Origin of the sequence: Lysobacter auxotrophicus (assembly GCF_027924565.1) — a bacterium.
GTDB classification, from domain to species: domain Bacteria; phylum Pseudomonadota; class Gammaproteobacteria; order Xanthomonadales; family Xanthomonadaceae; genus Lysobacter_J; species Lysobacter_J auxotrophicus.
Genome location: NZ_AP027041.1, coordinates 1,286,081 through 1,310,219, shown reverse-complemented (window position 1 = coordinate 1,310,219; position 24,139 = coordinate 1,286,081). Strand labels below are relative to the sequence as shown.

Sequence of the window (24,139 nt, the reverse complement as noted above, 5' to 3'; positions counted from 1 at the left end):
CCGGTCCTTCGGACAGAGAAAAGGCCGCGAGCGATCGCGGCCTTTTCCGTTTCTGCGGCGCGGGGGAGAGGCGGCGCCGCCGGGGGAAGGTCTGGAGAAGCCGTCCGGGGCTTCCCCAGAAGGGACCTAAGCGGCAGGGTCCGCTTCGATCCGGTGGCGAGTCCCGTGGTTCCCGCCAAGTACGCACCCTCCTGGTACGCATGAGTCGTGGCCGCCCAAATGGACCGCCGAAGAAGTGCGCCATCCGTGGCGCGGAGACATCCGTATCCGTCGTCCTGATCCCTCTTCGCAATCCATAACGCGCCCCCGTTCCATCCCCCCTACCCCGGCTACGACATTTTTTTGAAGTCGCGGGCTGAATGGGCGCGAGGCGTCGTGACGCCCAGCCGTCGGGAATGCCCCGGCACTTGTAGCCCCGGTAAGCAAAGCGCCCCCGGGAAGGCGGCCGACGCGCCAGGAATTCCCCGGGTGCGCTCCGCTTACCCGGGCTACACGAGCACCAGCGCGCCTTCGGGGTTTAGAAGCGGTACGCCGCGCTCAGCAGGTAGTAGCGGCCACGCGGGTCGTCGTAGGCGATGTCGTAGCCGCCCTTGAACGGGTCGTAGTTGCGCGGCTCGCGGTCGGTGAGGTTGTCGACGTTGAGCGACAGGCGCCAATGCGGAAGTCCGACGTACGCCAGGTACATGTCGGCGGTCGTCGAGGACGGCGTGCGGCAGCGGCCTGCCGCGGCGTTGAGCGTCGGGCACGTTCCGGAGGGCGACGCGATCTCCACCGGGCCGAGCTGGTGCACGTTGAGCGTGGCGATCCAGTCGCCGATCAACCACTCCAGTCCCGCAAGCACCGAGCGCTTCGGCGAACCGTGGCCGGCGTAATCGAGTTCCGGTGCGTCCGGACTCACCTTCCGCGTCAGCGATTGGAGATAACTGGCGGCAAGGCGGAAGGTGAAATGCCCTGCCGATGTCGTATCGAGCCGGTATTCCGATTGCAGTTCCCAGCCGTCGACCTGCGTGCGGCCGACGTTGGTGAAGTAGTCGTTCACCGCGATCAGGCGTCCCTCGTTGTCGCGCTGGAGCGACAGCGGAAACGCAGCCGGATCGGCGATCGCATTGGTGGTGACGATCTCGTTGCGGCGACGGATGCGAAAGCGGTCCAGGCTCACGTCGAACGACTGCGTCGGCGCCCACACCAGTCCCAGCGTGTGGCTGCGCGAGGTTTCCGGCGCGATGTCGGGGTTTTCGACGGCGCCGTGCGTGACGATGCAGTAATCCACGCCCATGAAACTGGTCGGGATCGCGCACGGCGCGACCGCCGGCGTCGCTTCGACGACTTCGAACGTGCCGCCCGCGATGCTGGGTCGTCGCAGTTCGAACAGCGACGGCGCGCGATAGCCCGTGGCGGATGTCGCGCGCACCGTGAGCGACTCCAGCGGCGTCCACTTCAGGCCGAACATCGGCGAGGACTCGCTGCCGTAACCCTGCCGGCTGTCGATGCGCCATGCGAGGTCGGCGTGCAGCCACGTCGCGACCGGCAGGCTCATTTCGGCGTAGAACGCAGCGCTGGTCTGGCTGTCGTCGAGGCGGCTCTTCTGCGCGCCCAGCGCGATGTCGCCGTCGAGCATGCGCGGGTCGGGCTCGTTGCGTAGCGCATCGCGCGACCATTCCACGCCGAGCGCCGTCTGCGCGTCCCCGCCCGGCAGCGAGAACCACGCACCGTTCACCGCGAAGGTGAACTGGTCGAAGCGCGCTTCGCCTTCGGCTTCCACGCGCGGCGACAGCGCGCGCAGGACCTCGGGCGGGTTGTCGGGCGAGTTGAAGCGGTAGCTGAAATCGACCAGCGCCTGCGACAGCGCGGCGTTGCTGATCAGCCCGTCGATCAGGTTGTCGACGCGGCTTTGATGATGCGAGACCCCGGCGCGCCACTCCCAGTCGCCCCACAGGCCGGACAGGCCCAGATCGAGGTCGGCGGTCCGTGAATCGCTTCGGCTGCGCACCGGACCGACGTCGAAGAACGCGTAGTCCAGCTGGATCGGAATGTCGGGGAACGGATTGTCCGGATGCACTTCCGGCATCGCGACGCCACCGTACAACGGCGCCGCCTGCAGGCTCTGGCGGACCTGGCCCAGGCGCAGCGAGCCGTCGAACTCCAGCGTGCCGCCCAGCGGCTGGCGCAGGCGCAGGTAGACCGACGCGCTCTCCATCTCCGGCTGCAGCGTGAGGTACCGCGGCACGTCCAGGTAGCAGCCGTTTTCCGCCGCGCGCACGTCGTCCGGGCACGCGGGCTGGATGATCGCCAGGTCGAACAGGCTGAAATAACCCAGCGGAATGCGGCGGTCTGCGAGGCCCTCGTCGCTGCGGTCGGCCGTGCGCCAGTCGCGCTCATCGCCCTGCAATGCGTCGCGATGGAAGTAGTCCGCGCCGAGGAAGAAGTTGCCGCCGCGCTGCGTCGCTTCGCCGTAGCTGAGCGACACGCGCCGCTGTTCGGCGTCGCCGCGCTCGGACAGGCCGTAGCGCACGGTGACCTCACCGCCTTCCTGCTCCTTCTTCAGGATGATGTTGATCACGCCGGCCATCGCATCGGCGCCGTAGATGGCCGACGCGCCGCCGCGCATCACCTCGATGCGATCCACCATCGTCAGCGGAATGCCGTTGAGATCGGTGAGGCCGCCGAGGTCGGCCGAAGCCAAGCCGTAATTGGCCACACGCCGTCCGTCGATCAGGATCAGCGTCGCCCGCGGGCCGAGACCGTAGAGACTCGTCGTCGCCGCGGCCGCGAACGGCTGCTGCGAGTTGAAACTGCCGTCGGTCGCCACGTCCACCGGGTGGTGGCTGATCATGCCGGGCTGGTAGCTCAGCAGCTCGAACACCGTCTGGTAGCCGCTCGCCTCGATCTGCGCGCGATTGATGCGCGTCAGCGGCGCGGGCGTGACGACGTCGATCGACGCGCGCGGAATGTGCGTGCCGGTGACTTCGACCGTCGCCAGTTCGACCGGCTCGCGCACCGGCGCGGGCGTGGGCGGCCCGATGTCGGGCGACGGTGCGCGTTCGATCAGGTAGGTGTTCGGCGTGACCTGCACGGCGTGCAGGTCGCTGTCGCGCAGCAGGATCTCCAGCGCGCGCGCGGGCGACAGATCGGCCTGCAGGCCGGACGAATGGCGTTGTTCGACGAGCGCCGGCGCGTACATCAACTGCACGCGGCCCTGGGTGGCGAGGGACTGCAATGCCTGGTCGAGCGACCCGGCGGGAATCACGAAGCGGATCGATGCGGCCGGCGCGGATTGCGCCGCGAACGCCGGCGTCGCGCCCGCGCAGGCGACGGAAAGCGCACCGGCAATGGCGAGGGCGAGTCGGAACTTCCTGGCCATTGGTGCTTGCGCGAGTCAACGTGAAAGTTGCTCACACGATAGAGAGCGCGACCGCGCCGCGCAACGTTTGCTTAACGATTCAGCGACTTTGCGCCATTTGCCCGCTGCGCCGGCGATCGCCCCGTCGTGCGCGCGGCGCCGATCAACGCTCCGCGACGCGACGATGCAGGACGATCTCGTCTGCGCCGCGGCGTTCGGCGCGCAGCGACCAGCCGCGTTCCAGCACCGCGACCAGCGCGTCCTGGTCGCCTGCGTGGAACACGCCGCTGACCGTCAGGCCGCCCATCGACGGATCGGCCAGCCGGACCTGCTGCTTGGAATAGCGGTTCATTTCCGTCAGCAGTTCGTCCAGGCGGCGCTGCTTGAACACCAGGTCGCCCTGGGGCCAGGCGCGCGCGCTCACCAGATCCAGCGGCGCCTTGGCGCCAAGGCGGCCGGAGGCATCCACGCTCACCTTCTCGCCGGGCGACAAGGTGGCGACGCCGCCGCCGTTGCGCGCGGTGACGTCCACCCGGCCTTCGAGCAATCCCACGTCGACTGCATCGTTGCGATGCGCGACCTGGAACGTCGTGCCGATGTCGCGGATCGTGCCCGCGCCGGCTTTCACGAGGAACGGGCGCTGCGCATCGTGGCCGACGACGAACTGCGCGCGGCCGCGCTCGAGCACGACGAGGCGCTCGCGCGAATCGAACGTCGCCGTGAGCTGCGTGCCGGTGTCCAGCAGCACCACCGTGCCGTCGGCCAGCGTCACTTCACTCTGCTCGCCCATGGCGGTGGCGTACTGCTGCGCAACGGCGGCGGTGCGGGGCTCGTAGCGCCACCAGATCGCCGCCACGGCGACGACCAGTACGGCCGCGGCGGCCGCCGGCAGCCACGCGTTGAACGGCCTGGCCGGCGCGCGGCGGATCGCGCGCGTCGCCGCGCGCAGCATCTCGTCCGAGCGCAACTGCGCCGAGAGCGCCTGCACGCGTTCCATTTCCAGCCACGCCTCGATGTTCCGCGGCGATTGCGTGAGCCATTCCTCGAAGGCCGCCCGATCCGCCGGCGTGCAGTCGGGCGCCATCAGGCGCGCCATCCACGCTTCGGCTTCGCCGTCGGCCGGCTGCCACGTCCGTGTGTTCATGTGCGTTCCTCGCGATCGACGCCTTCACGCCTGAGCTTCGAACGAAGCAGCGACAGCGCCTTTCCGATGTGTTTTTCGACGGCCTTCACCGAGATCCCGCAGTGCTGCGCGATCTGGCTGTAGCTCAGGCCATCGATGCGGTTGAGCAGGTAGACCTGCCGGCAGCGCTCGGGCAGTTGCAGGATGGCGGCGCGTACCAGCGCCAGCTCCTGCTCGTGCTCGATGCGCGTCTCGTGCGCGGGCTCCAGCGACGGGAGGCCGACGAAATCCTGGTCCAGGCTCACGTGCGCGAACACCTGTCGCGTCGAATCGCGACGTCCGCGGTCGTGGATCACGTTGATGGCGATGCGGTACATCAGCGGTCGCAGCTGTTCGAACGGCTGCTCGCGGTAACGCATGAGGCGCACCAGCGCTTCCTGCGCCACGTCCTGCGCGTCGTCCTCGCCGATGCGGCGGCTGAGCCACGCCACCAGCAACGGGCGGTGGTCGCGCAGGAACCGGTCGAAGTCGCCCGCGCCCATGGCCGCGTGCGCGTCGTCGTCCTGCGGGCTGGATCGCATCGCGCCCGACGGGGTCATGGCGATCGCCTCGCCGGACGGCAGGGCCAGCCCGAAGGCCGAAAACGATTCGAACGCATGGTAGGGACCGGCGGCTCCTGCGGGGGCGACATCGGGTTGCGCACCGTCCGGATCGCCCCACTCCCAGCCGGCCTCCGCGTCGGAAACCGAGCCCTCAACACCGGACAGCGCTTGGCGCAATGCGGATTTGTAGCATGCGCGCGCCGCCCATGCGGAGGCCCCGGCCGCCTCCTGGCCGGCCGGGTCTGTCGCGAGCGCGTTGTACGGGCGTCCGTCCATGCCTGATCAACGCGAGGGGGCTGCCCTACCCCACCCGCCGCCGTGGCGTGCGTTCAGCTCTGCGACGCGGTTCCCATCGCCTCTGGGATGCGCTTCCGCCGGGTCTTCACGCGCCGCGCGGCGACGCCTTCCGTGTCCGGGCACGCGCCACGCGCGAAACCGGCGTACCGCGGCGCAGACACCTGATCCCGTACAATCCCGCCGTTTGCCCACTCACCACCGAGGCCCCCATGTCCCAGCTCGCCTATCGCCGTGTCCTGCTCAAACTTTCCGGCGAGGCGCTGATGGGGGACGAGGATTACGGGATCGACCCGAAGATGATCGGCCGCCTCGCCCGCGAGGTGATCGAAGCGCAGCAGGCCGGGGCCGAGGTCGCCCTGGTGATCGGCGGCGGCAACATCTTCCGCGGTGCCGGCCTGGCGGCCGGCGGCATGGACCGGGTGACCGGCGACCAGATGGGCATGCTCGCCACGGTCATCAACGCGCTCGCCATGCAGGACGCGCTGGAGAAACTCGGCGCCAAGTGCCGCGTGATGAGCGCGATCAAGATCAACGACGTGTGCGAGGACTACATCCGTCGCCGCGCGATCCGCCACCTCGAGAAGGGCCGCATCGCGATCTTCGCCGCCGGCACGGGCAATCCGTTCTTCACCACCGATTCCGGCGCTGCGCTGCGGGCGATCGAGATCGGCGCCGACCTGCTGCTGAAGGCGACCAAGGTCGATGGCGTGTACGACAAGGACCCGAAGAAGCACGACGACGCGGTGCGCTTCGAGAAGCTCAGCTACGACGAGGTCATCGCCCGCGACCTGCAGGTGATGGACACCGCCGCCTTCGCCCTGTGCCGCGACAGCGACCTGCCGCTGCGCATCTTCGACATGGGCCAGCCGGGCCAGTTGTTGAAAATCCTCAGCGGCGAGCACATCGGCACGCTGGTGCAGGGGCGCAACGGCTGAATCAAGGCAACCGGGCGCTTGCCAGCCGCCGGCTTGGCGCCTCTCAGCCCCTAAGTCAGGGGGCGAATTCGCACCGAAGGTGCGAATGGGCGTATGGGAGCGCGCAGCGGGACCCGAGGTTTGCGAAGCAACCCTTGGGGAGCACAAGCACAGGGCGCAGCCCAGGGGCGCTGTAATAGAGTCCGCCGCATCGCCCATGCCACCATTGAGCGCATGGGCCACGGACACCACCACCACGACCACGCCATCAGCTCGACGCGCGCCTTCGCCGCCGTCACGCTGATCAACCTCGCCTACACCGCGCTCGAGGCGGGTTACGGCTTCGCCACCAACTCGCTGGCGCTGCTGTCCGATGCGCTCCACAACTTCGGCGACGTGCTCGGCCTGGGCCTGGCCTGGGGTGCGGCGGTCCTGGCGAGGCGCGCACCGACCGACCGCCACACCTACGGCTGGCGACGCGCCACGCTGCTTTCGCCGCTTGCGAACTCCGTGCTCCTGGTGGGTTTCTCCGGCGCACTGGCGTGGGAAGCGGTGCGCCGCTTCAATGCGCCGCCGCAGATCCCCGCGCTTCCGGTGATGGTCGTCGCGGCCATCGGCATCGCGGTGAACCTCGGCGCCGCGTGGATGGTGCGCGAGGGCCACGAGCAGGACCTCAACCGCCGTGGCGCGTTCCTCCATCTCATCGCCGATGCCGCCGTATCGCTGGCCGCGGTGATCGCCGGTGCCGGCATGTGGTGGCTGGGCTGGGAGTGGCTGGACCCGGCGATCGCTCTGCTGGTCAGCGTCGTCGTCGCGGTGGGCGCGTTCGGCCTGCTGCGCGATGCCTTCAACGCCGCGATGGACGCGGTGCCGCCGAGCATCCGCCAGGCCGATGTCCAGGCGTTCCTCGCGTTGCAGCCGGGCGTGCAGGCGGTGCACCACCTGCACATCTGGTCGCTGGGCGCGGGCGAGATCGCCATGACCGCGCACCTGGTCCGCCCGATGGCCGGTGCGGATGCCGCCGTCGACCACGACGCCTTCATCGATCGCCTCAACCGCGAACTCGACCAGCGCTTCGGCATCAACCACCCGACCCTGCAGGTCGAGCTGGGCCGCGCGTGCGAACACGACCGCCACGACCGCGCCCCGCACGGCGCGCACGGTCACGACCACGATCATGGCCACGATCACGGGCATGCCCACGCCCACCCGCACGACCGCGACCACGATCACGCCCACTGAACCGGCCGCCTGAACGACGCGCTCACGCCCCGCCACCGCGCTGGCCCGGGCGAGGATGCGCGGCCGCCTATATAATCCCGCGATTACCGCAACAGGACCGGAGCCGGCGATGCTCAACGACATCAAGAAAGACGCACAGACCCGCATGGCCAAGAGCGTCGAAGCGTTTCGCCACGACCTGATCAAGATCCGCACCGGGCGCGCGACCACCGCGCTGGTCGATCACCTGAAAGTGAACTACTACGGTTCCGACATGCCGCTCTCGCAGGTCGCCACCGTCGCCATCTCCGATGCGCGCTCGCTGACGATCACCCCGTGGGAGAAGCAGATGGTCGGCGCCGTCGAGAAGGCGATCCTCGCCTCCGACCTCGGCCTGACGCCGAACACCGCCGGCACCGTGATCCGCCTCAACCTGCCCGCGCTGACCGAAGAGCGCCGCAAGGAGCTGTCCAAGCTGGTGCATTCGGAAAGCGAGAACGCCAAGGTGGCGATCCGCAACATCCGTCGCGATGCCAACCACCAGGTCAAGGAACTGCTGAAGGAAAAGCAGGTCACCGAGGACGACGTGGCCCGCGCCGAAACCGAGATCCAGAAGATCACCGACTCGGCGATCAAGGACGTCGACGACGTGGTCAAGGCGAAGGAACAGGAACTCATGGCCGTCTGACGGGTCAGACCCCGTCGCGCCATGTCCTCCGAACCTGCCACCGCCAACGCACGCACCCCGCGCCACCTGGCCGTCATCATGGACGGCAACGGGCGCTGGGCGGAGCGTCGTCGTCGCCCGCGCGCCATCGGCCATCGCGCCGGCGCGCGCGCGGTCAACGTGTGCATCGACTTCTGCCTCGAACGCGGCATCGAGGCGCTCACGCTGTTCGCGTTTTCCAGCGAGAACTGGGGCCGTCCCGAAGACGAAGTCGGCGCGTTGATGAAGCTGTTCCTCGGCGCGCTGGAACGCGAGGTCGACGAGCTCGACCGCCGCGGCGTGCGCGTGCGCTTCATCGGCGAGCGCGAGCGCTTCAGCGATGCGATCGGCCGCCAGATGTCCTCCGCCGAGGACCGCACGCGCGCCAACACCCGCCTGCACCTGACCATCGCCGCCAGCTACGGCGGGCGCTGGGACATCGCGCAGGCCGCGCGCTCGCTCGCGCGCGACGTGGCCGCCGGCCACCTGGACCCGGACGAGGTCGACGAACGCGCACTCGCCTCGCGCATGTCGCTGGCCGAACTTCCGCCGCCGGACCTGTTCATCCGCACCGGCGGCGAAACGCGCATCAGCAACTTCCTGCTGTGGCAGCTGGCATACACCGAGCTGTGGTTCACCGAGTTGTTGTGGCCCGAATTGGATGCCGCCACACTGCAGCGCGCCCTGGACGACTACTCCGGCCGCCAGCGCCGCTTCGGCCTCACCGGCGCGCAGGTCGCGCCGGCCCCGACCAACGAGATTTCCGAATGACACGAACCCGCCTGCTCGCCGCGCTGGTGATGGCGCCGGTCGCGATCGCCGCGATCCTGCTGCTGCCTACGCCCTGGATGGTCGCGGTGGCGGCGGTGCTGTTCCTGGCGGGATTGTGGGAGTGGTTCGACCTGGCGGAGATCGAGGACACCCTCGCCCGCACGGTGCTGCTGGTCGCCAATCTCGCGGTGATGGTCGCCATCGTCTGGGCCTCGCGTTCGACGACGGCCTACAGCATGGTGCTGTTCCAGCTCGCCTCCGTGGTCGGCGTGGTGTGGTGGCTGCTCGCGCTCGCGTGGCTGGGCCGCTACGAATTCGCCAGCGACCATGACACCTACGCACGCGTGTTCAAGCTCGCCGCCGGCGCGCTGAGCGTCATTCCGGCGTGGTGCGCGCTGGCCTGGATCCATGCCAGCCAGCCCAACGGCCACCGCTGGCTGCTGACCGCGCTGGCGATCGTCTGGGCTGCCGACAGCGGCGCCTACTTTGCCGGCCGGAAGCTCGGCGGCAAGCTGTTCGGTCCGCGCAAGCTCGCCCCGCGCATCAGCCCGAACAAGACGCTCGAAGGCCTGATGGGCGGCGTCCTCGCCGGCATCGTGGTCGGCATCGGGTTCGCGCTGATCGCGGGCGCATCGCCGAACCAGCTGCCGGCCGTCGCGCTGGTGGCGCTCGTCGCCGTGCTGTTCTCGGTCGTCGGCGACCTGTTCGAAAGCCTGCTCAAGCGGCATGCCGGCGTAAAGGACTCGGGCAATCTGATTCCCGGCCACGGCGGCATCCTCGATCGCATCGACGGCGTGCTCGCCGCGCTGCCGGTGTTCGCGGTCGGCAAGGCGTTCTTTGGTTTCTGATCCGATGGTCTCCCATCCCGACGATCGCGATCCTTCGATGAGCGTGCACTGACATGCGGCGCGTCGCCGTCCTTGGCGCCACCGGCTCGATCGGCACGTCCGCGCTGGACGTGATCGCCCGCCATCCCGATCGCCTGCAGGCCACCGTGCTCGCCGCCGGCAGCAACGCCGCGGCGCTGGTCGAGCTGTGCCGCACGCACCGTCCGGCCCACGCCGTCATTGCGGACGAAACCGCCTTCGCCACGCTGCGTGATGGCCTGCGTGATGCCGGCCTGCAAACGCAGGCGCATTGCGGGGACGACGCATTGCAGCAGCTCGTCGCCAGCGACGAATGCGACACCGTCGTGGCGGCGATCGTCGGCGCGGCAGGCCTGCCGTCCACGCTCGCGGCCGCGCGCGCGGGCAAGCGCATCCTGCTGGCGAACAAGGAATCGCTCGTGCTCGCCGGCGAACTGCTGATGCAGGCCGCGCATGCCGGCGGCGCGACGATCGTGCCGGTGGACAGCGAGCACAACGCGATCTTCCAGTGCCTGCCGGACGCGCACGCGCACGCCGGCCTGCGCCGCATCCTGCTCACCGCGTCGGGTGGTCCGTTCCGCGGCCGTCGTCGCGACGAACTCGGCGACGTCACGCCCGAGCAGGCCATCGCCCACCCGAAGTGGTCGATGGGTCCGAAGATTTCGGTCGATTCGGCCACGCTGATGAACAAGGGGCTGGAGGTCATCGAGGCCCACCACCTGTTCGGGGTGGACGGCGATCGCATCCAGGTGCTGGTGCATCCGCAGAGCCTGGTGCACTCGCTGGTGGAATTCGTCGACGGCTCCACCCTCGCCCAGTTGGGTCTGCCGGACATGCGCACCGCGATCGCGGTGGGGTTCGGTTGGCCGGAACGCATCGAATCGGGCGTGTCCGGGCTCGACATGCTCGCGCACGGGCGGCTGGATTTCGAACCGCCGGACCTGGACGCCTTCCCCTGCCTGCGCCTGGCGTTCGAGGCGCTTCGCGCGGGCGGCACCGCGCCAGCCGTGCTGAACGCCGCCAACGAAGTCGCGGTTTCAGCGTTTCTTCAGCGCCGCATCGGTTTCCTAGCGATACCCGCGCTGGTCGAGGACACCCTCGCCGCGCTCCCCTCCACCCCGGCGACGTCGCTGGCGGCCTTGCGCGATGCCGATGCACTGGCACGACGCCACGCCGCACAGGCCGTCGCCGCCTGCGCATGATCGCGACGCGCATGATCCCCAATGGCCTGAGCCCGCATCGTCATGAGTGAGTTCCTCGGCTCCATCTGGTGGTTGATCGTCGCGATCGGCGTGCTCGTCACGTTCCACGAGTTCGGCCACTACTGGGTCGCGCGACGCTGCGGCGTGCGCGTGCTGCGCTTCTCGGTCGGCTTCGGCAAGCCGCTGTGGATGCGCCGCGGCAAGGACGGCACGGAGTACGTGATCGCGGCCATCCCGCTCGGCGGCTACGTCAAGATGCTCGACGAGCGCGAATCCATCGTGCCCGACGCCTTGCTGCCGCAGGCGTTCAACCGCCAGTCCGTGTGGAAGCGCATCGCGATCGTCATCGCCGGTCCGGTCGCGAACCTGATCCTGTGCGTTGCGCTGTTCTGGGCGATGTTCGTCGCCGGTCGCGCCGACTACGCGCCGGTCGTCGGCCACGCCACCGGCATCGCCGCCTCGGCGGGCCTGCGCCAGGGCGACACGATCCTCGCCGTCGGCGATCGCCAGACGCCGACCTGGAGCGAAGCGGTGATGGCCCTCATCCCCGCCGCGCTCGACCATGCCGACACCACGGTGCGCGTGCGCACCGACTCGGGCAGCGAAGCCACGCGCGAACTTCGCCTGTCCGATCTTCCCGCCACGTTCGACGAGCGACGCGCGGTCGAGGTGATGGGCCTGACGCCGCGCTACCTGCTGGTGCCGCCGCTCGTCGGCCGCGTCGCGCCGGACACGCCGGCGTGGGGCGTGCTGGCCGAAGGCGACCGCATCACCGCGATCGACGGCCAGCCGGTCGTCGCGTGGGACGACATCGGCCCGCGCGTGCAGACGCTGGGCCAGCGCGGCGGCCCGGCGATGATCGAAGTCGAGCGCAAGGGCGATCGCCTGGCGCTGGAGATCACGCCCTCGCGCATGAAGCATGCGCAGACCGGCCAGGATTACTGGGGCTTGGGCGTGGCGGCGGCGATCCCGCCGGAACCGGCAAAGGATGCGGTGCTGCGTTACGGCCCCATCGACGCGATCCCTGCCGCATTCCGCGAAAGCGCCCACCAGGCGCACGAATTGTTCGCAATGATCGGCCGCGCCTTCACCGGTCGCGTGTCGGTGCAGAACACCGTCGCCGGCCCGATCACCATCGCGCGCGCGGCGAACATGTCGGCCCAGCACGGCGCCGCGTGGTTCCTGCAGATGCTGGCGATGCTCTCGCTCAGCCTGGGCATCCTGAACCTGCTGCCGATCCCGATCTTGGACGGCGGTCACCTGCTGTATTACCTTATCGAGCTGGTCAAGGGCAGCCCGGTCAGCGAGCGAGCGATGGCCGCCGGGCAGTACGTGGGCCTGGCGCTGATCGCCGGCCTGATGGGCCTGGCGTTCTACAACGACATCATGAACAACCTGGTGCGCTGATGCCGGACACCTGCGTGCGCCGACCTGTTCCAACAGCGACTCCCGCCTCGAACCAACGCCCGGCTCCGGGCCAACACGACCCTCAACCGGACGTATCAATGACGCCAACGCCGCCCCGCCGCCTGCTCGCCCTCGCCCTGATCGCGGCGATGGGCTCGACCGCCCTGCCCGCACTGGCGCAGACGGCCGATCCGTTCGCCCTGGCAGGCTCGCCGCAGTCGTCGGCGTCCGTCGGTTCGTTCACCGTCAGCGACATCCGCATCGACGGCCTGCAGCGCATCTCCGCCGGTACGGTGTTCACCTACCTGCCGATCGAGCGCGGCGACACCATCGACGCCTCGCAGGTCGGCGAAGCGATCCGCGCGCTCTACAAGACGGGCTTCTTCGAGGACGTCAACGTCGGCCGCCAGGGCGACATCCTCGTGGTCACGGTGCAGGAGCGTCCCGCGATCAACAAGCTGACGCTGACCGGCAACAAGGACATCAAGACCGAAGACCTGCTCAAGGGCCTGAAGGAAGCCGGGCTTTCCGAAGGCGACACCTTCGACCGCCTCGCGCTGGACCGCGTGACGCAGGAACTGACGCGCCAATACAACAACCGCGGCAAGTACAACGTCGAGATCACCCCGACGGTGTCGCGCCTGGACCGCAACCGCGTCGACATCACCATCGCGGTGAAGGAAGGCAAGGCGGCCAAGATCCGCCACGTCAACCTGATCGGCAACGAGAAGTTCGACGAGAAGGACATCCTCGACACCTGGGAGTCGAAGGAGCACAACTGGCTGAGCTGGTACCGCCGCGACGACCAGTACTCGCGCGAGAAGCTCTCCGGCGACCTGGAAAAGCTCAACTCCTGGTACCTGGACCGCGGCTACGTCGATTTCAGCGTGGATTCCACGCAGGTCTCCATCAGCCCCGACCGCCAGGACATGTTCCTCACCGCGGGCGTGACCGAGGGCGACCAGTACAAGATCGCCAGTGTGCAGGTCACCGGCGACACGATCCTGCCGAAGGAGCAGATCGAGCGCCTGGTGCTGGTCAAGCCCGACCAGATCTTCTCGCGCCGCCTGCTGGAAATCAGCTCCGACGCGATCATCAACACGCTCAGCAACGTCGGCTACGCGTTCGCGCAGGTCAATCCGATCCCGGACGTGAACCGCGAGAACAAGACCGTCGGCATCAACATGCAGGTCGTGCCGGGCCCGCGCGTCAACGTGCGCCGCATCACCTACAAGGGCAACAGCCGCACCAGCGACGAAGTGATCCGTCGCGAGATGCGCCAGTTCGAAGGCGCGTGGTACTCGCAGGCCGCCATCGACCGTTCGAAGATCCGACTGCAGCAGCTCGGATACTTCGAAAGCGTCGACGTCGAGACCGTGCCGGTGCCGGGCACCAACGACCAGGTCGACGTGGTCTACAACCTCAAGGAAACCACGTCCGGCAGCTTCGTGTTCGGCCTGGGCTTCTCGCAGCTGTCGGGCCTCACCGCGCAGGTGCAGCTGTCGCAGACCAACTTCCTGGGCAGCGGCAACCAGGTGTCGGTGCAGGCGCAGCGCAACGATTACATGCAGCGCTACGACTTCTCGTTCCGCAACCCGTACTTCACCGACAACGGTCTGTCGCTGGGCTACAACCTGTGGTGGCGCGAACTCGACTACTCCGACTTCAACACCGCGCAGTACTCCACCAACAGCGGCGCCGCGCAGGCGGTGTTCGGCCTGCCGATCACCGAGACCGACACGGTCACGGCGATGCTGGGCGTGGACACCAACGAGATCCTGGTCTTCCCGGGCTCCACGCCGGCGAGCATCGTCGACTACGTGCTCGCGATGGATCGCCAGACCTTCCACGCGTGGCGTGCCGAGGTGGGCTGGGGCCGCAACTCGCTGGACAGCTACCTGACGCCGACGCGCGGCATGCAGCAGCGCGTGTGGCTGGAAACCACGCTGCCCGGCTCCACGGCCGAGTACTACAAGCTCAACTACAACATCTCCAAGTTCTGGCCGCTGTCGCGCCACTTCGTGCTCAACACGCGCGCCGAACTGGGTTACGGCGACAGCTACGGCAACGACAAGACGCGCAACCTCTGCAGGACCGCAGGCAACTACAGCTGCGTGGAGGGCGATGACGATTTCATCCGCACCATCACGGCCAGCGGCCTGCCGTTCTTCGAGAACTTCTACGCCGGTGGCGTGCGTTCGGTGCGCGGCTTCACCGACAACACGCTGGGTCCGCGCGACGCCCCGGCCGGCAACCCGAACTACCTGCAGCCGATCGGCGGCGCGTTCAAGACGGTAGGCTCGCTGGAAATGTATTTCCCGACCCTGCTCGATACGCCGGCCGCGCGCGTCTCGGCGTTCTTCGACGTCGGCAACGTCTACAAGGACTACGACGCGTTCGATGCCGGCGACCTGCGCATGTCGACGGGTATCGCGCTGATGTGGCGCTCGCCGATGGGTCCGATCTCGATCAGCTACGCGTTCCCGATCAAGAAGCAGGACACCGTGCGCGACGCCAACGGCAACGTGATCACCGAAGGCGACGAGCTCGAGCGCCTGCAGTTCACGTTCGGCGGTACGTTCTGACGACGCCGATGGCGTCCGTCGAATACACCGCGCAGGCACTGGCGCAGCGCTTCGGCCTGCGCCTGCACGGCGACGGCGCCGTGCCGGTGGACGGGGTCGGCACGCTCGCGCGCGCCGGCGCCTCGCAGCTGGCGTTCCTCGCCAATCCGAAATACCGCGGGCAGCTCGCGTCGAGCCAGGCCGGTGTCGTCGTCATGCGCGAGGACGATGCCGCCGACTACGACCGCACCGCGCTCATCGCGCGCGATCCCTACGCCGCGTTCGCGAAGATCTCCGCGCTGTTCGAGCCGCGCCCCGCGCGCGAGGCCGGCGTACACCCGTCCGCCGTCATCGATTCCACCGCGAGCGTGGACGCGTCCGCGCACATTGGCCCGTTCGTCAGCATCGGCGCGCGCAGCCGCGTGGACGCCGGCGCGATCGTCGGGCCGGGCTGCGTGATCGGCGAGGACTGCGTCGTGGGTGCGGGAACCGAACTCATCGCGCGGGTCACGCTCGTCGCGCGCGTCCGGCTCGGCCAGCGCGTCGTGATCCATCCCGGCGCCGTGCTCGGCGCGGCGGGGTTCGGGCTAGCCATGGAAGGCGGCCGCTGGCTCAACGTGCCGCAGCTGGGCGGCGTGGTCGTTGGCGACGACTGCGAGATCGGCGCGAACACGTGCATCGATCGCGGCGCGATCGAGGACACCGTGCTCGAGGAGGACGTTCGCCTCGACAACCAGATCCAGATCGGCCACAACGTCTTCATCGGCGCGCACACCGCGATGGCGGGCTGCTCGGCCGCGGCCGGCAGCGCGCGCATCGGCCGGTACTGCCTCATCGGCGGCGGCGCCGGCGTGCTGGGGCATCTGGAAATCTGCGACAAGGTCATCGTCACGGCGATGAGCCTGGTCACCAGTTCGATCCGCGAGCCGGGCGAGTATTCCTCCGGCACGCCGTTGATGGACAACCGCAGCTGGCGCAAGAACGCGGCACGGTTCAAGCAACTGGACGCGCTCGCGCGTCGCGTCGGCCGCGGCACAGACTGACCGGCCCTGCTGGGCCATACCCGGCCGTCCGGGCGTCCGCGCACCAGTCGCGGTACGATTCGGCCCTCACGAAAAGCCGGGGTCGCCCGGCACCTGAACCACGTCGCGCACGACGCGCGGCCATCGACGCGCGGGATGCGCTGCCAAGGATCACCATGAGCCACAACGTGCAACTCCCGCTCGACGTCACGCAGATCCAGACGCTGCTCCCCCACCGTTATCCGTTCCTGCTGGTGGATCGCGTGGTGGAGTTCGAGCCGAACAAGCGCGTGCTGGCGTACAAGAACGTGACCGCGAACGAGCCGTACTTCCAGGGCCATTTCCCGGGCCATCCGGTGATGCCCGGCGTGCTGGTGGTCGAAGCGCTCGCGCAGGCCGGCGGCGTGCTCACGCAGCTGTCCAACAACAGCACCGCCGACGGACGCCTGTTCTACCTGGTGAAGATCGACAACGCGAAGTTCTCGAAGATGGTCGTGCCGGGCGACCGGCTGGACCTGGAAGTCTCGCTCAAGCGCGTGATCCGCAACGTCGCCATCTACACCGGCATCGCCAGCGTCAACGGCGAGCAGGTCGCCTGCGCGGAAGTGGTCTGCGCCGAAGCGAAGGGCTGAGCGCATGGCCGCGCCGCGCATCCATCCCAGCGCCGTCGTCGAAGCCGGTGCCCGACTGGGCGACGGCGTGGAGGTCGGCGCGTTCTGCTACATCGGTGCGGACGTCGAGGTCGGCGACGGCACGACCTTCGGCCCGCATTGCAGCGTGCACGGGCCGACGCGCATCGGCCGCGAGAACCGCTTCATCGGCCACTGCGCCATCGGCGGCGAGCCGCAGGACAAGAAATTCCACGGCGAGCGCGTCGAGCTGGAAATCGGCGACCGCAACCTGTTCCGCGAATTCACCACGATCAACCGCGGCACCGGCACCGGCGGCGGCATCACGCGCATCGGCCACGACAACTGGTTCCTCGCCTACACGCACGTCGCGCACGACTGCATGGTCGGCAACCACTGCGTGTTCTCGAACAACGCCACGCTTGCCGGCCACGTCACCATCGGCGACCACGTGATCCTGTCGGGCTTCGCCGGCGTGCATCAGTTCTGCCGCATCGGCGCGCACGCGTTCATCGGCATGGGCGCACTGGTGAACGGCGATGTCCCGCCGTTTCTGATGATCGCGCAGGACGGCTACGGCCGGCCGCGCGGCATCAACAGCGAAGGCCTGAAGCGCCGCGGTTTCGACGCCGACCGCATCAGCGCGATCAAGCGCGCGTACCGCGCCGTGTACATGTCGGGCGGTTCGCTGGAAGACGCGCGCGCCAAGCTCGCCGACCTCGCGGCGGACAGCGAGGACGCACGGGCGTTCCTGGAGTTCATCGACGCGGGCGAAAAGCCGCTGCTGCGCTGAATGCGTTAGCCCGGGTCGCGCACCCGGGATTGGCGTGACAGCCCCCGGGTGCGCTTCGCTTACCCGGGCTACAAGAGCGGATAAAGGGAGTTTCCGCGCCCCTTCAGGCCAAGCGTCCACGCACCCGATATCATCTGACGTGATCGCGGCCCTGCCGCAGCTTCCCGCCCCCATCGCCTTGAACCGCTCCGAATTCCCCGCTCCCGTCGACCGGCCGCTGCGCATCGCCCTGTGCGCCGGCGAAGCCTCGGGCGACCTGCTGGGTGCGGGACTCGTCGCCGAACTGCGCGTGCGCTTTCCGCAGGCCGAATTCGCCGGCATCGGCGGCGACCAGATGCGCGCGGCGGGGCTGGACAGCTGGTTCGACGCGTCGGAACTGGCGGTGATGGGCCTGGCCGAAGTGCTGCGCCACCTGCCGCGCCTGCTTCGGCTGCGTCGCGAATTCCGCGGGCGCCTGCTGGCGTGGAAGCCCGACGTGTTCATCGGCATCGACGCCCCCGACTTCAACCTCGGCGTCGAACGCTGGCTGCGCGAACGCGGCGTGCGCACCGTGCACTACGTGAGCCCGTCCGTATGGGCGTGGCGCGAGAAGCGCGCGGAGAAGATCGGCCGCAGCGCCGATCGCGTGCTGTGCCTGTTCCCGATGGAACCGCCGATCTACGCGCGCCATGGCATCGACGCACGCTTCGTCGGCCATCCGCTTGCCGACGAGATGCCGCTGGAACCCGACCGCGACACCGCGCGCCGCCGCCTCGGCCTCGACGCGACGCGTCCGGTGCTCGCGCTGCTGCCGGGTTCGCGCGTCGGCGAGATCGAGCGCCTGGGCCCGGATTTCCTTTCCGCTGCATCGCGCCTCATCGCGCAGGATCCGACGCTGCAGGTCGTGGTGCCGATGGCGAACGAACATGCTCGCGCGGCATTCCAGCGCGTGCTCGCGGCGCACCCCGACAGCATCGCGCTGAGCGCTTCATTGCGCGTGCTCAACGGCCAGGCACGCACGCTGATGATCGCCAGCGACGCGATCCTGCTCGCGTCCGGCACGGCAACGCTCGAAGCCATGCTCGCCAAGCGGCCGATGGTCGTGGCCTACAAGGTCGCGCCGCTGACCTACACGCTGGTGAAGGGGCTGGGGCTGTTGAAGGTCGCGCACTACTCGCTGCCGAACGTGCTGGCCGGCGAACCGGTCGTGCCGGAGTTGATGCAGCACGACTGCACGCCCGACAACCTCGCCGCCGCCGTCGCGCCGTTCCTGCGCGATCCGGCCGCGAGCGCCGCCCTCGAACCGCGCTTCCGCGAACTCCACCTGCAGCTGCGCCAGGACGCATCCGCGCGCGCCGCCGATGCCGTGGCCGAACTTCTGGGAGCGCCCCATGTCGCCTGACGGCTCGCAGATGGCACTCGGGCTGGCCTCGCGCGACGGCGGTGCGCCGCTGCGCGTGGCCGGCGTGGACGAAGCCGGGCGCGGGCCGCTGGCGGGACCGGTCGTCGTGGCGGCGGTCGTGTTCGCGCCGGGCCGCACACCGATCAACGGGCTGGACGATTCCAAGCAGCTCACCGCGCAGCGTCGCGAAGTGCTGTACGAGCGCATCATCGAACGCGCGCTCGCCTGGCACATCGAGTTCGTCACGCACGAGGAAATCGATCGCCTCAACATCTACCACGCGACCATGGCCGGCATGAGCCGTTCGATCGCATGCCTGCACCATCGCGTCGACGTCGTGCGCATCGACGGCAACGCGTTGCCGCGCGGCCTGCCCTGCGCCGCCGAAGCCTGGGTGAACGGCGACGCGCGCGATCGCTCGATCATGGCCGCGTCGATCCTCGCGAAGGTCTCGCGCGATCGCTACATGCAGTCGCTCCATGCGCGTTTCCCGCGGTACGGTTTCGACCAGCACAAGGGTTACAGCACGCCGGTGCACCTGTCCGCGCTGCGCGAACACGGGCCCTGCCCGGAACACCGGCGCAGCTTCGCGCCGGTGCAGGCGGCCTGCCGCGGCGAGAGCGCGCCGATGGTCATCGACGAGCTGCCGCTTACTGCGATCTCTTGATGATGATCGCCGGGTCGACGGTCCTGCCGTTGGCCTGGATGCCGTACTTGAACTGCTGCTCCGGCTCGCCGGTGATGACGGCCGACAGCTTGTAGCGTTTCGCGACCATGGACGCTTTCAGCTTCGCCACTTCCCGATGCGTCGACTTGTCGGTGAACACTAGGTTGAACGCCGTCGTGCGCTCCGGCGGATCGCGCCAGACCACCGTCGCGCCGCTGTCGATATAGCAGACGTCCGGAGCCGCCGAGGGCGTGCCGTCGGGCGTGTACTGGACATCGACGTACACCGTCATCGGGCCTTTCATCCCGTTGTCCTCGCTCGGGCAGACCACGCCGTCGGCCGCCGGCATGCGCGCGGCGGAGACCGATGCCTGCATCGCCTTGCTGGTGCTGCATGCGGCGACGAACGTGAGCGCGGCGACAGCGGCGACCGCCATCGCGGACGTGATCGTTTTCATTGTTGTTCTCCTGGGATTGGCGCCCGGGGGGAGCGGGCGGGGATGACGGTCGGCTACTGCGCCGTACCGGGTTCGCGTGCGGATGACGGTTCGACCTTCGCGGTCAACGAACGCAGCAGCGGGAGCGCGTCGATGCGCTGCTGCGGAATGCCGTGCTTCCTTGCGAAATCGATGTGCCGGCGCGCGGCGTCTGCATCGCCCAGCCGCGCCATCGTCTGCGCGCCCAGCAGCGCGACCTCGGCGCGTTCGGTGCCGAGCGATTCGGCCTTGCCCTGCAGCGTGCGCGCCTCGCCGGCGAGGTCGAGGTTGGCGGCGTACCACGCCACGAGGGCCAGGCCCTGCGCGTCGTCGGATTTGAGTTGCAGGTAACGCCGGCCCAGCGTGGCCGCCTGCTCGTACTGCGCGCGCGTCTGCACCGCCGTGCTGCCGGCGGCCGTCAGTGCGTCGCCGAGATTTCCCCAGATGCGGAAATCGCCGGGATCGATCTCGCTCGCGTGGCGATACAGCGCGGCGGCCTGCTCGTAGGCGCCCTGGTCGAACTTCACCGAGCCCAGGTTGCTCAGCGCTTCGTAGCTCGGCTTGATCTGCAGCGAGCGCTCGTAGGCCTCGATCGCTTTCGCCGGATCGCCGGTGACGGCGTACAGGCCGCCTAAACTCGACCACAACGCGGCATCGTCGGGCGCGTAATCCAGCGCTTCGCGATACGACGCAATGGCGCCCGGGAAATCGCCACTGACCAGCAGGTGATAACCGCGCTTCTGCGCAACCTTCGGATCGCGCGGCGCCAGTTCGCGTGCGCGTTCGAAGTACGCCATTGCCTGCTCGCCCTGCCCCTGCGCACTGGCCACCGTCGCAAGGCCCAGGTAGGCGTGCACGCGCAGCGCCGGTTCGTCCACCGCGCGCTCGTAGTACGCGACGGCCTGCTTCGCGTTGCCCTGCGCGCGATACAGATCGCCCATCGCCAGGCTCACCTCGTGCAACGAGGGATCCATCTTCGTCGCCTGTTCGCAGGCGGCCTGCGCGCGCGTGAAGGCGTCGCTGTCGCGCGCGTCCTCGAACCGCGCGATTTCCGCCTGGCAGATGCCGGCCTGTGCGCGCGCGAAACCCGGATCGATCGCCAGCGCGCCGCGGTAGAAGTTGATCGCGCTGTCGGCGCCGCGCAGGTCGCCGCCGGCGCGTTCGCGCATGCGCTGCTCGCCCTTGAGGTACGCGTCGTACGCCGCGACGCTGCGGGTCGGCGTCAAACGCCGTGCCAACGACTGGCGCGCGGCCTCGATCTCGCTCGACGGCAGCACGTCGATGAGCGCCTGCACCACTTCGCCCGCGATGTCGCTCTGCAGCGCAAACACGTCGCCGGTTTCCCGATCGTAGCTATGGGCCCACAACGTGAAACCCGTGCGCGCATCGGACAAACGCGCGCTCACCCGCACGCGGGCGCCCTCGCGGCGGACGCTGGCGCCCAGCACGGTCGCCACGCCGAGCTGCGCGCCCATGCGCTTGACGTCGACTTCGCCGCGCCCGGGCGGGCTCGGCGCCGCCACCACCTTCAATCCGGGAACGCCGGCCAGCGCGTCCACCATCTCCACGCCCAGGCCCTCGGCGAAGTAGCCCTCGTCCTTCGCCTCGCTGAGGCTGGTGAACGGCAGCACGGCGACGGAGGCTGCCGCGGGTGCCGGCACGCTGGTGGCCGAGCCCGGCCCGTGCTGGCCGAACCAGTAGCCGCCCGCGGCGATCGCCAGCAGCGCCGCGACGGCCAGCCACCAGCGCCGCTGGTCGGAGGCCTTGCGTCGCGTGGCGAAGTCGCCGCCGTTCGTCGGCACGGGCGCGGCGAACGGCGCCGGCTCGGGCGCGGGGGCGACGGCCTCGTTCGCGGCGGCGATGAGCGCGTCGGGCACGGTGTGGCGGAAGACGGCCACGCCTTCGTCGTGCCGCGCATCCTCCGTCGCATGCGACGGCGAGTCGGCCTCGTGGAATTGCCCGATGAAGCGATAGCCCAGCGCGTGCTGGGTCTGGATGTAGCGCGGGTGCTGGGAGTCGTCGGCGAGGGCGTGGCGTAGCTGGGCGATGACGCGCGTGAGCACGCCCGGCGTGACGTGGCGATGGCCCCACACCTGGTCGAGCAGATCGTCGCGGCCGACCAGTTCGCCGGCGTGGCGCAGCAGGATCAGCAGGACGGAAAACGCCTTGGGTTCGACCGTCTGCTCGGTGCCGGCGCGCGACAGGGTGTGCGCGGCCGCATCGACGAGGATGTCGCCGAATCGATACCGTTCGCCATTCGGCCCGCCTTGGCCTGCACTCCCGTGGGGGGTCATCGGGAAAACCTCATGGTTCCCTCATCATCCGGAGCGGACGATGCGGAAAGGCGCGCCCGGCCATCATGACTCATGGCGGGGGTGGGTGGAGTCTGATCCGGCACCGGAAAGTTCGGTGCCACCCTCCCCCGGAGTCCCGTCATGAACGCCCTCTTCTCCATAGCCAACCCGCTCCCGAAGATCCTGCTGACCCCGTTCGCCGGCCCGACCCGCCGCCGCTGCATCAACGGCTTCCAGCTCGATTCGTCCGAAGTGGACCGCTTCAACACCCTGCTGGCCCGCATCGGCGGACATGCGCTGGAGACCGACCAGCTGGCCTCCGCGGGTCGCGAACTCAGCCGTCCCGGCCGGATGGACTCCGCGCCGCCGTGCATCCGCCAGCGCCTGCGCTGGATCGCCGCCGTCGAGCAGCTCCTGGCCGACCGCCAGTGGCAGCCGGCCAACGACGCGGTCGAGACGGCTTCGGCCATCGTCGACTACGCCCGCAGCCGCGACGACCTGATCCCCGACTGGCTGCCGCAGGTCGGCCGGCTGGACGACGCGATCGTGGTCGAGACGGCCTGGCCGAAGCTGGCATCGGAAGTGGACGACTACCTCGACTACGTCCGCGTCCGCAGCCGCCAGGCGCACCAGCGCGACCGCAGCCCCTCCGGCTACGCCTTCTCGCGGGCCGACTGGGAAGAGGTGCGGTACGAGGAAGCCGTCCTCGCCCAGTACCAGAAGCACATCCGCGAAAGCAGCTTCCTCCCCGAGACCGCCGCGATCTTCCGCGTGCACTGAGCCGAAGCAGCCGCTGGGCGGGGGTGAAGCAGGTCGCTTACGCGGGTGAAGCAGGTCGCTCACGCGGCACTGCCGCGTGACCTGCTGAACGCCCGGCCATGGATGGCCGGGCCGGGCTGTCCGAAGCCCGCACCGTCGCGCCATGGACGGCAACCCCAACCACGCCGTCGCACCCTGGACGGCAACCACCACGCCGGCACCCACCGCATTCACCCCAATAAACGCGCCCCAAGCAAACCCACCGCCTCCCCGCACCGCACCATCGCCGCATCATCCACGTGCATCCCGCCGACGCATGGCGGGACGGCCCGCGCGACGTCGCCGGCCGCGGCGCGGGTCCGGCCTGGCCGGCGAGCGAGGTGTGCCATGCGCATGTTCCACCCCACCCCCACCGCGCAGCCGCTGCCCTTCGACCACATGTACAGCGGCATGGGCGCGCGCGAGAACGCCGGGCCGATCGAGCTCAACGACGCCGCCGTCGTCCAGTTCGACCAGCTCCTGCACGAGATCCATGCCGATGCGTCGCGCGTCGACGCCGACCGCCTTGGGCAGCTGGCCGCGTGGCTGCTGAAACTGCCGACCGAGCAGGCGCGGGAGGTCATCGCGAGCCGACTGGAACGCGTCCGCGAACTGCGCGCACTGCTCGATGACGAGGACTGGGACGCCGACGAAGCCACGCACGCGCGCATCGGCAAGCTGCTTGCGTACATCGACCGCGAGGACGACCTGATCGCCGACCGCATCCCGGTGCTCGGGCAACTCGACGACGTGTTGCTGATCGAACTGGCGTGGCCGGCCTTCGCCGACGAAGCCGAGGATTACCGCGATTTCATCGCCTACCGCGAGATCGCCCACCCCGGCGGCGCCTCCGACGAACGCCGCGCGGCATGGGTGCACGAACGGCTCGACGAAGTCGCGCTGTGGCAGCACGCGATGTGGGTACGCGAGCAGCACTACGCGCCATGGAATCTGCCGCGCGGGTTGTTCAGGGTGTCGTGAGGCGGGGCGCCCGCATCGTTCGCATCCGTCATCCCGGCGCAGGCCGGGACCCGGGCCGTCACGGCGTGGAAAAAACACTGCCGGAC

Annotated in this window: 20 protein-coding genes; 15 read left to right on the top strand and 5 right to left on the bottom strand. The window is 69.2% G+C overall.

Going from position 1 to position 24,139, the window contains the following annotated elements; genetic code table 11:
- Positions 1–517: 517 nt before the first annotated feature.
- From LA521A_RS05910 to LA521A_RS05900, 3 genes are all read right to left on the bottom strand, one after another.
- Positions 518–3,361 (bottom strand): TonB-dependent receptor, encoded by a 2,844-nt coding sequence (locus LA521A_RS05910; protein ID WP_281781401.1) that lies wholly within the window; start codon positions 3,359–3,361, stop codon positions 518–520.
- A gap of 142 nt (positions 3,362–3,503) precedes the next feature.
- A complete protein-coding gene (locus LA521A_RS05905; RefSeq protein ID WP_281781400.1) occupies positions 3,504–4,484 on the bottom strand; it encodes a FecR family protein in 981 nt (326 codons plus the stop codon).
- Positions 4,481–5,341: an RNA polymerase sigma factor gene (locus LA521A_RS05900; RefSeq protein WP_281781399.1), complete on the bottom strand. Its 861-nt coding sequence runs from the start codon at positions 5,339–5,341 to the stop codon at positions 4,481–4,483. Before LA521A_RS05900 ends, LA521A_RS05905 begins: the two co-directional genes overlap by 4 nt.
- Before the next feature lie 230 nt (positions 5,342–5,571).
- Between LA521A_RS05900 and pyrH the strand changes: the two genes are divergently transcribed.
- From pyrH to LA521A_RS05835, 13 genes are all read left to right on the top strand, one after another.
- Entirely contained in the window at positions 5,572–6,297 is a 726-nt protein-coding gene (pyrH, locus tag LA521A_RS05895) for a UMP kinase (RefSeq protein ID WP_281781398.1), read from the top strand.
- A 213-nt stretch (positions 6,298–6,510) separates the two neighbouring features.
- On the top strand, positions 6,511–7,518 hold the full coding sequence (locus LA521A_RS05890) for a cation diffusion facilitator family transporter (RefSeq protein WP_281781397.1): 1,008 nt from the start codon (positions 6,511–6,513) through the stop codon (positions 7,516–7,518).
- A 109-nt stretch (positions 7,519–7,627) separates the two neighbouring features.
- Positions 7,628–8,185, top strand: coding sequence for a ribosome recycling factor (gene frr / locus LA521A_RS05885; RefSeq protein ID WP_281781396.1), 558 nt, complete (start codon positions 7,628–7,630; stop codon positions 8,183–8,185).
- Positions 8,186–8,206: 21 nt separating this feature from the next.
- Positions 8,207–8,974 (top strand): polyprenyl diphosphate synthase, encoded by a 768-nt coding sequence (uppS, locus tag LA521A_RS05880; RefSeq protein ID WP_281781395.1) that lies wholly within the window; start codon positions 8,207–8,209, stop codon positions 8,972–8,974.
- The gene (locus tag LA521A_RS05875) at positions 8,971–9,822 is read left to right on the top strand and encodes a phosphatidate cytidylyltransferase (RefSeq protein ID WP_281781394.1); all 852 of its coding nucleotides are present in this window, start codon (positions 8,971–8,973) and stop codon (positions 9,820–9,822) included. The genes uppS and LA521A_RS05875 overlap by 4 nt, the downstream gene beginning before the upstream one ends.
- A gap of 53 nt (positions 9,823–9,875) precedes the next feature.
- Positions 9,876–11,042, top strand: coding sequence for a 1-deoxy-D-xylulose-5-phosphate reductoisomerase (locus LA521A_RS05870; RefSeq protein WP_281781393.1), 1,167 nt, complete (start codon positions 9,876–9,878; stop codon positions 11,040–11,042).
- A 42-nt stretch (positions 11,043–11,084) separates the two neighbouring features.
- Positions 11,085–12,449 (top strand): RIP metalloprotease RseP, encoded by a 1,365-nt coding sequence (rseP, locus tag LA521A_RS05865; protein ID WP_281781392.1) that lies wholly within the window; start codon positions 11,085–11,087, stop codon positions 12,447–12,449.
- Positions 12,450–12,547: 98 nt separating this feature from the next.
- Complete coding sequence (gene bamA, locus LA521A_RS05860; RefSeq protein WP_281781391.1) at positions 12,548–15,034, top strand: outer membrane protein assembly factor BamA; 2,487 nt, start codon at positions 12,548–12,550, stop codon at positions 15,032–15,034.
- 8 nt (positions 15,035–15,042) lie between these two features.
- Positions 15,043–16,056: a UDP-3-O-(3-hydroxymyristoyl)glucosamine N-acyltransferase gene (gene lpxD / locus LA521A_RS05855; protein ID WP_281781390.1), complete on the top strand. Its 1,014-nt coding sequence runs from the start codon at positions 15,043–15,045 to the stop codon at positions 16,054–16,056.
- A gap of 155 nt (positions 16,057–16,211) precedes the next feature.
- Positions 16,212–16,667, top strand: coding sequence for a 3-hydroxyacyl-ACP dehydratase FabZ (gene fabZ / locus LA521A_RS05850; RefSeq protein ID WP_281781389.1), 456 nt, complete (start codon positions 16,212–16,214; stop codon positions 16,665–16,667).
- A gap of 4 nt (positions 16,668–16,671) precedes the next feature.
- The gene (lpxA, locus tag LA521A_RS05845; protein WP_281781388.1) at positions 16,672–17,457 is read left to right on the top strand and encodes an acyl-ACP--UDP-N-acetylglucosamine O-acyltransferase; all 786 of its coding nucleotides are present in this window, start codon (positions 16,672–16,674) and stop codon (positions 17,455–17,457) included.
- Between the two features lie 139 nt (positions 17,458–17,596).
- Positions 17,597–18,838 (top strand): lipid-A-disaccharide synthase, encoded by a 1,242-nt coding sequence (gene lpxB, locus LA521A_RS05840; protein WP_425494571.1) that lies wholly within the window; start codon positions 17,597–17,599, stop codon positions 18,836–18,838.
- Between the two features lie 10 nt (positions 18,839–18,848).
- Positions 18,849–19,505 (top strand): ribonuclease HII, encoded by a 657-nt coding sequence (locus LA521A_RS05835; protein ID WP_281782025.1) that lies wholly within the window; start codon positions 18,849–18,851, stop codon positions 19,503–19,505.
- Here LA521A_RS05835 and LA521A_RS05830 read toward each other — a convergent pair.
- Together LA521A_RS05830 and LA521A_RS05825 are read right to left on the bottom strand one after the other, a co-directional pair.
- Complete coding sequence (locus LA521A_RS05830; protein ID WP_281781387.1) at positions 19,489–19,962, bottom strand: hypothetical protein; 474 nt, start codon at positions 19,960–19,962, stop codon at positions 19,489–19,491. The genes LA521A_RS05835 and LA521A_RS05830 overlap by 17 nt on opposite strands.
- A gap of 53 nt (positions 19,963–20,015) precedes the next feature.
- The gene (locus LA521A_RS05825; protein WP_281781386.1) at positions 20,016–22,274 is read right to left on the bottom strand and encodes a tetratricopeptide repeat protein; all 2,259 of its coding nucleotides are present in this window, start codon (positions 22,272–22,274) and stop codon (positions 20,016–20,018) included.
- A gap of 141 nt (positions 22,275–22,415) precedes the next feature.
- Between LA521A_RS05825 and LA521A_RS05820 the strand changes: the two genes are divergently transcribed.
- Both LA521A_RS05820 and LA521A_RS05815 read left to right on the top strand, forming a co-directional pair.
- Complete coding sequence (locus LA521A_RS05820) at positions 22,416–23,054, top strand: YkvA family protein (protein ID WP_281781385.1); 639 nt, start codon at positions 22,416–22,418, stop codon at positions 23,052–23,054.
- Between the two features lie 366 nt (positions 23,055–23,420).
- Positions 23,421–24,053: a YkvA family protein gene (locus LA521A_RS05815; protein ID WP_281781384.1), complete on the top strand. Its 633-nt coding sequence runs from the start codon at positions 23,421–23,423 to the stop codon at positions 24,051–24,053.
- Positions 24,054–24,139 lie beyond the last annotated feature (86 nt).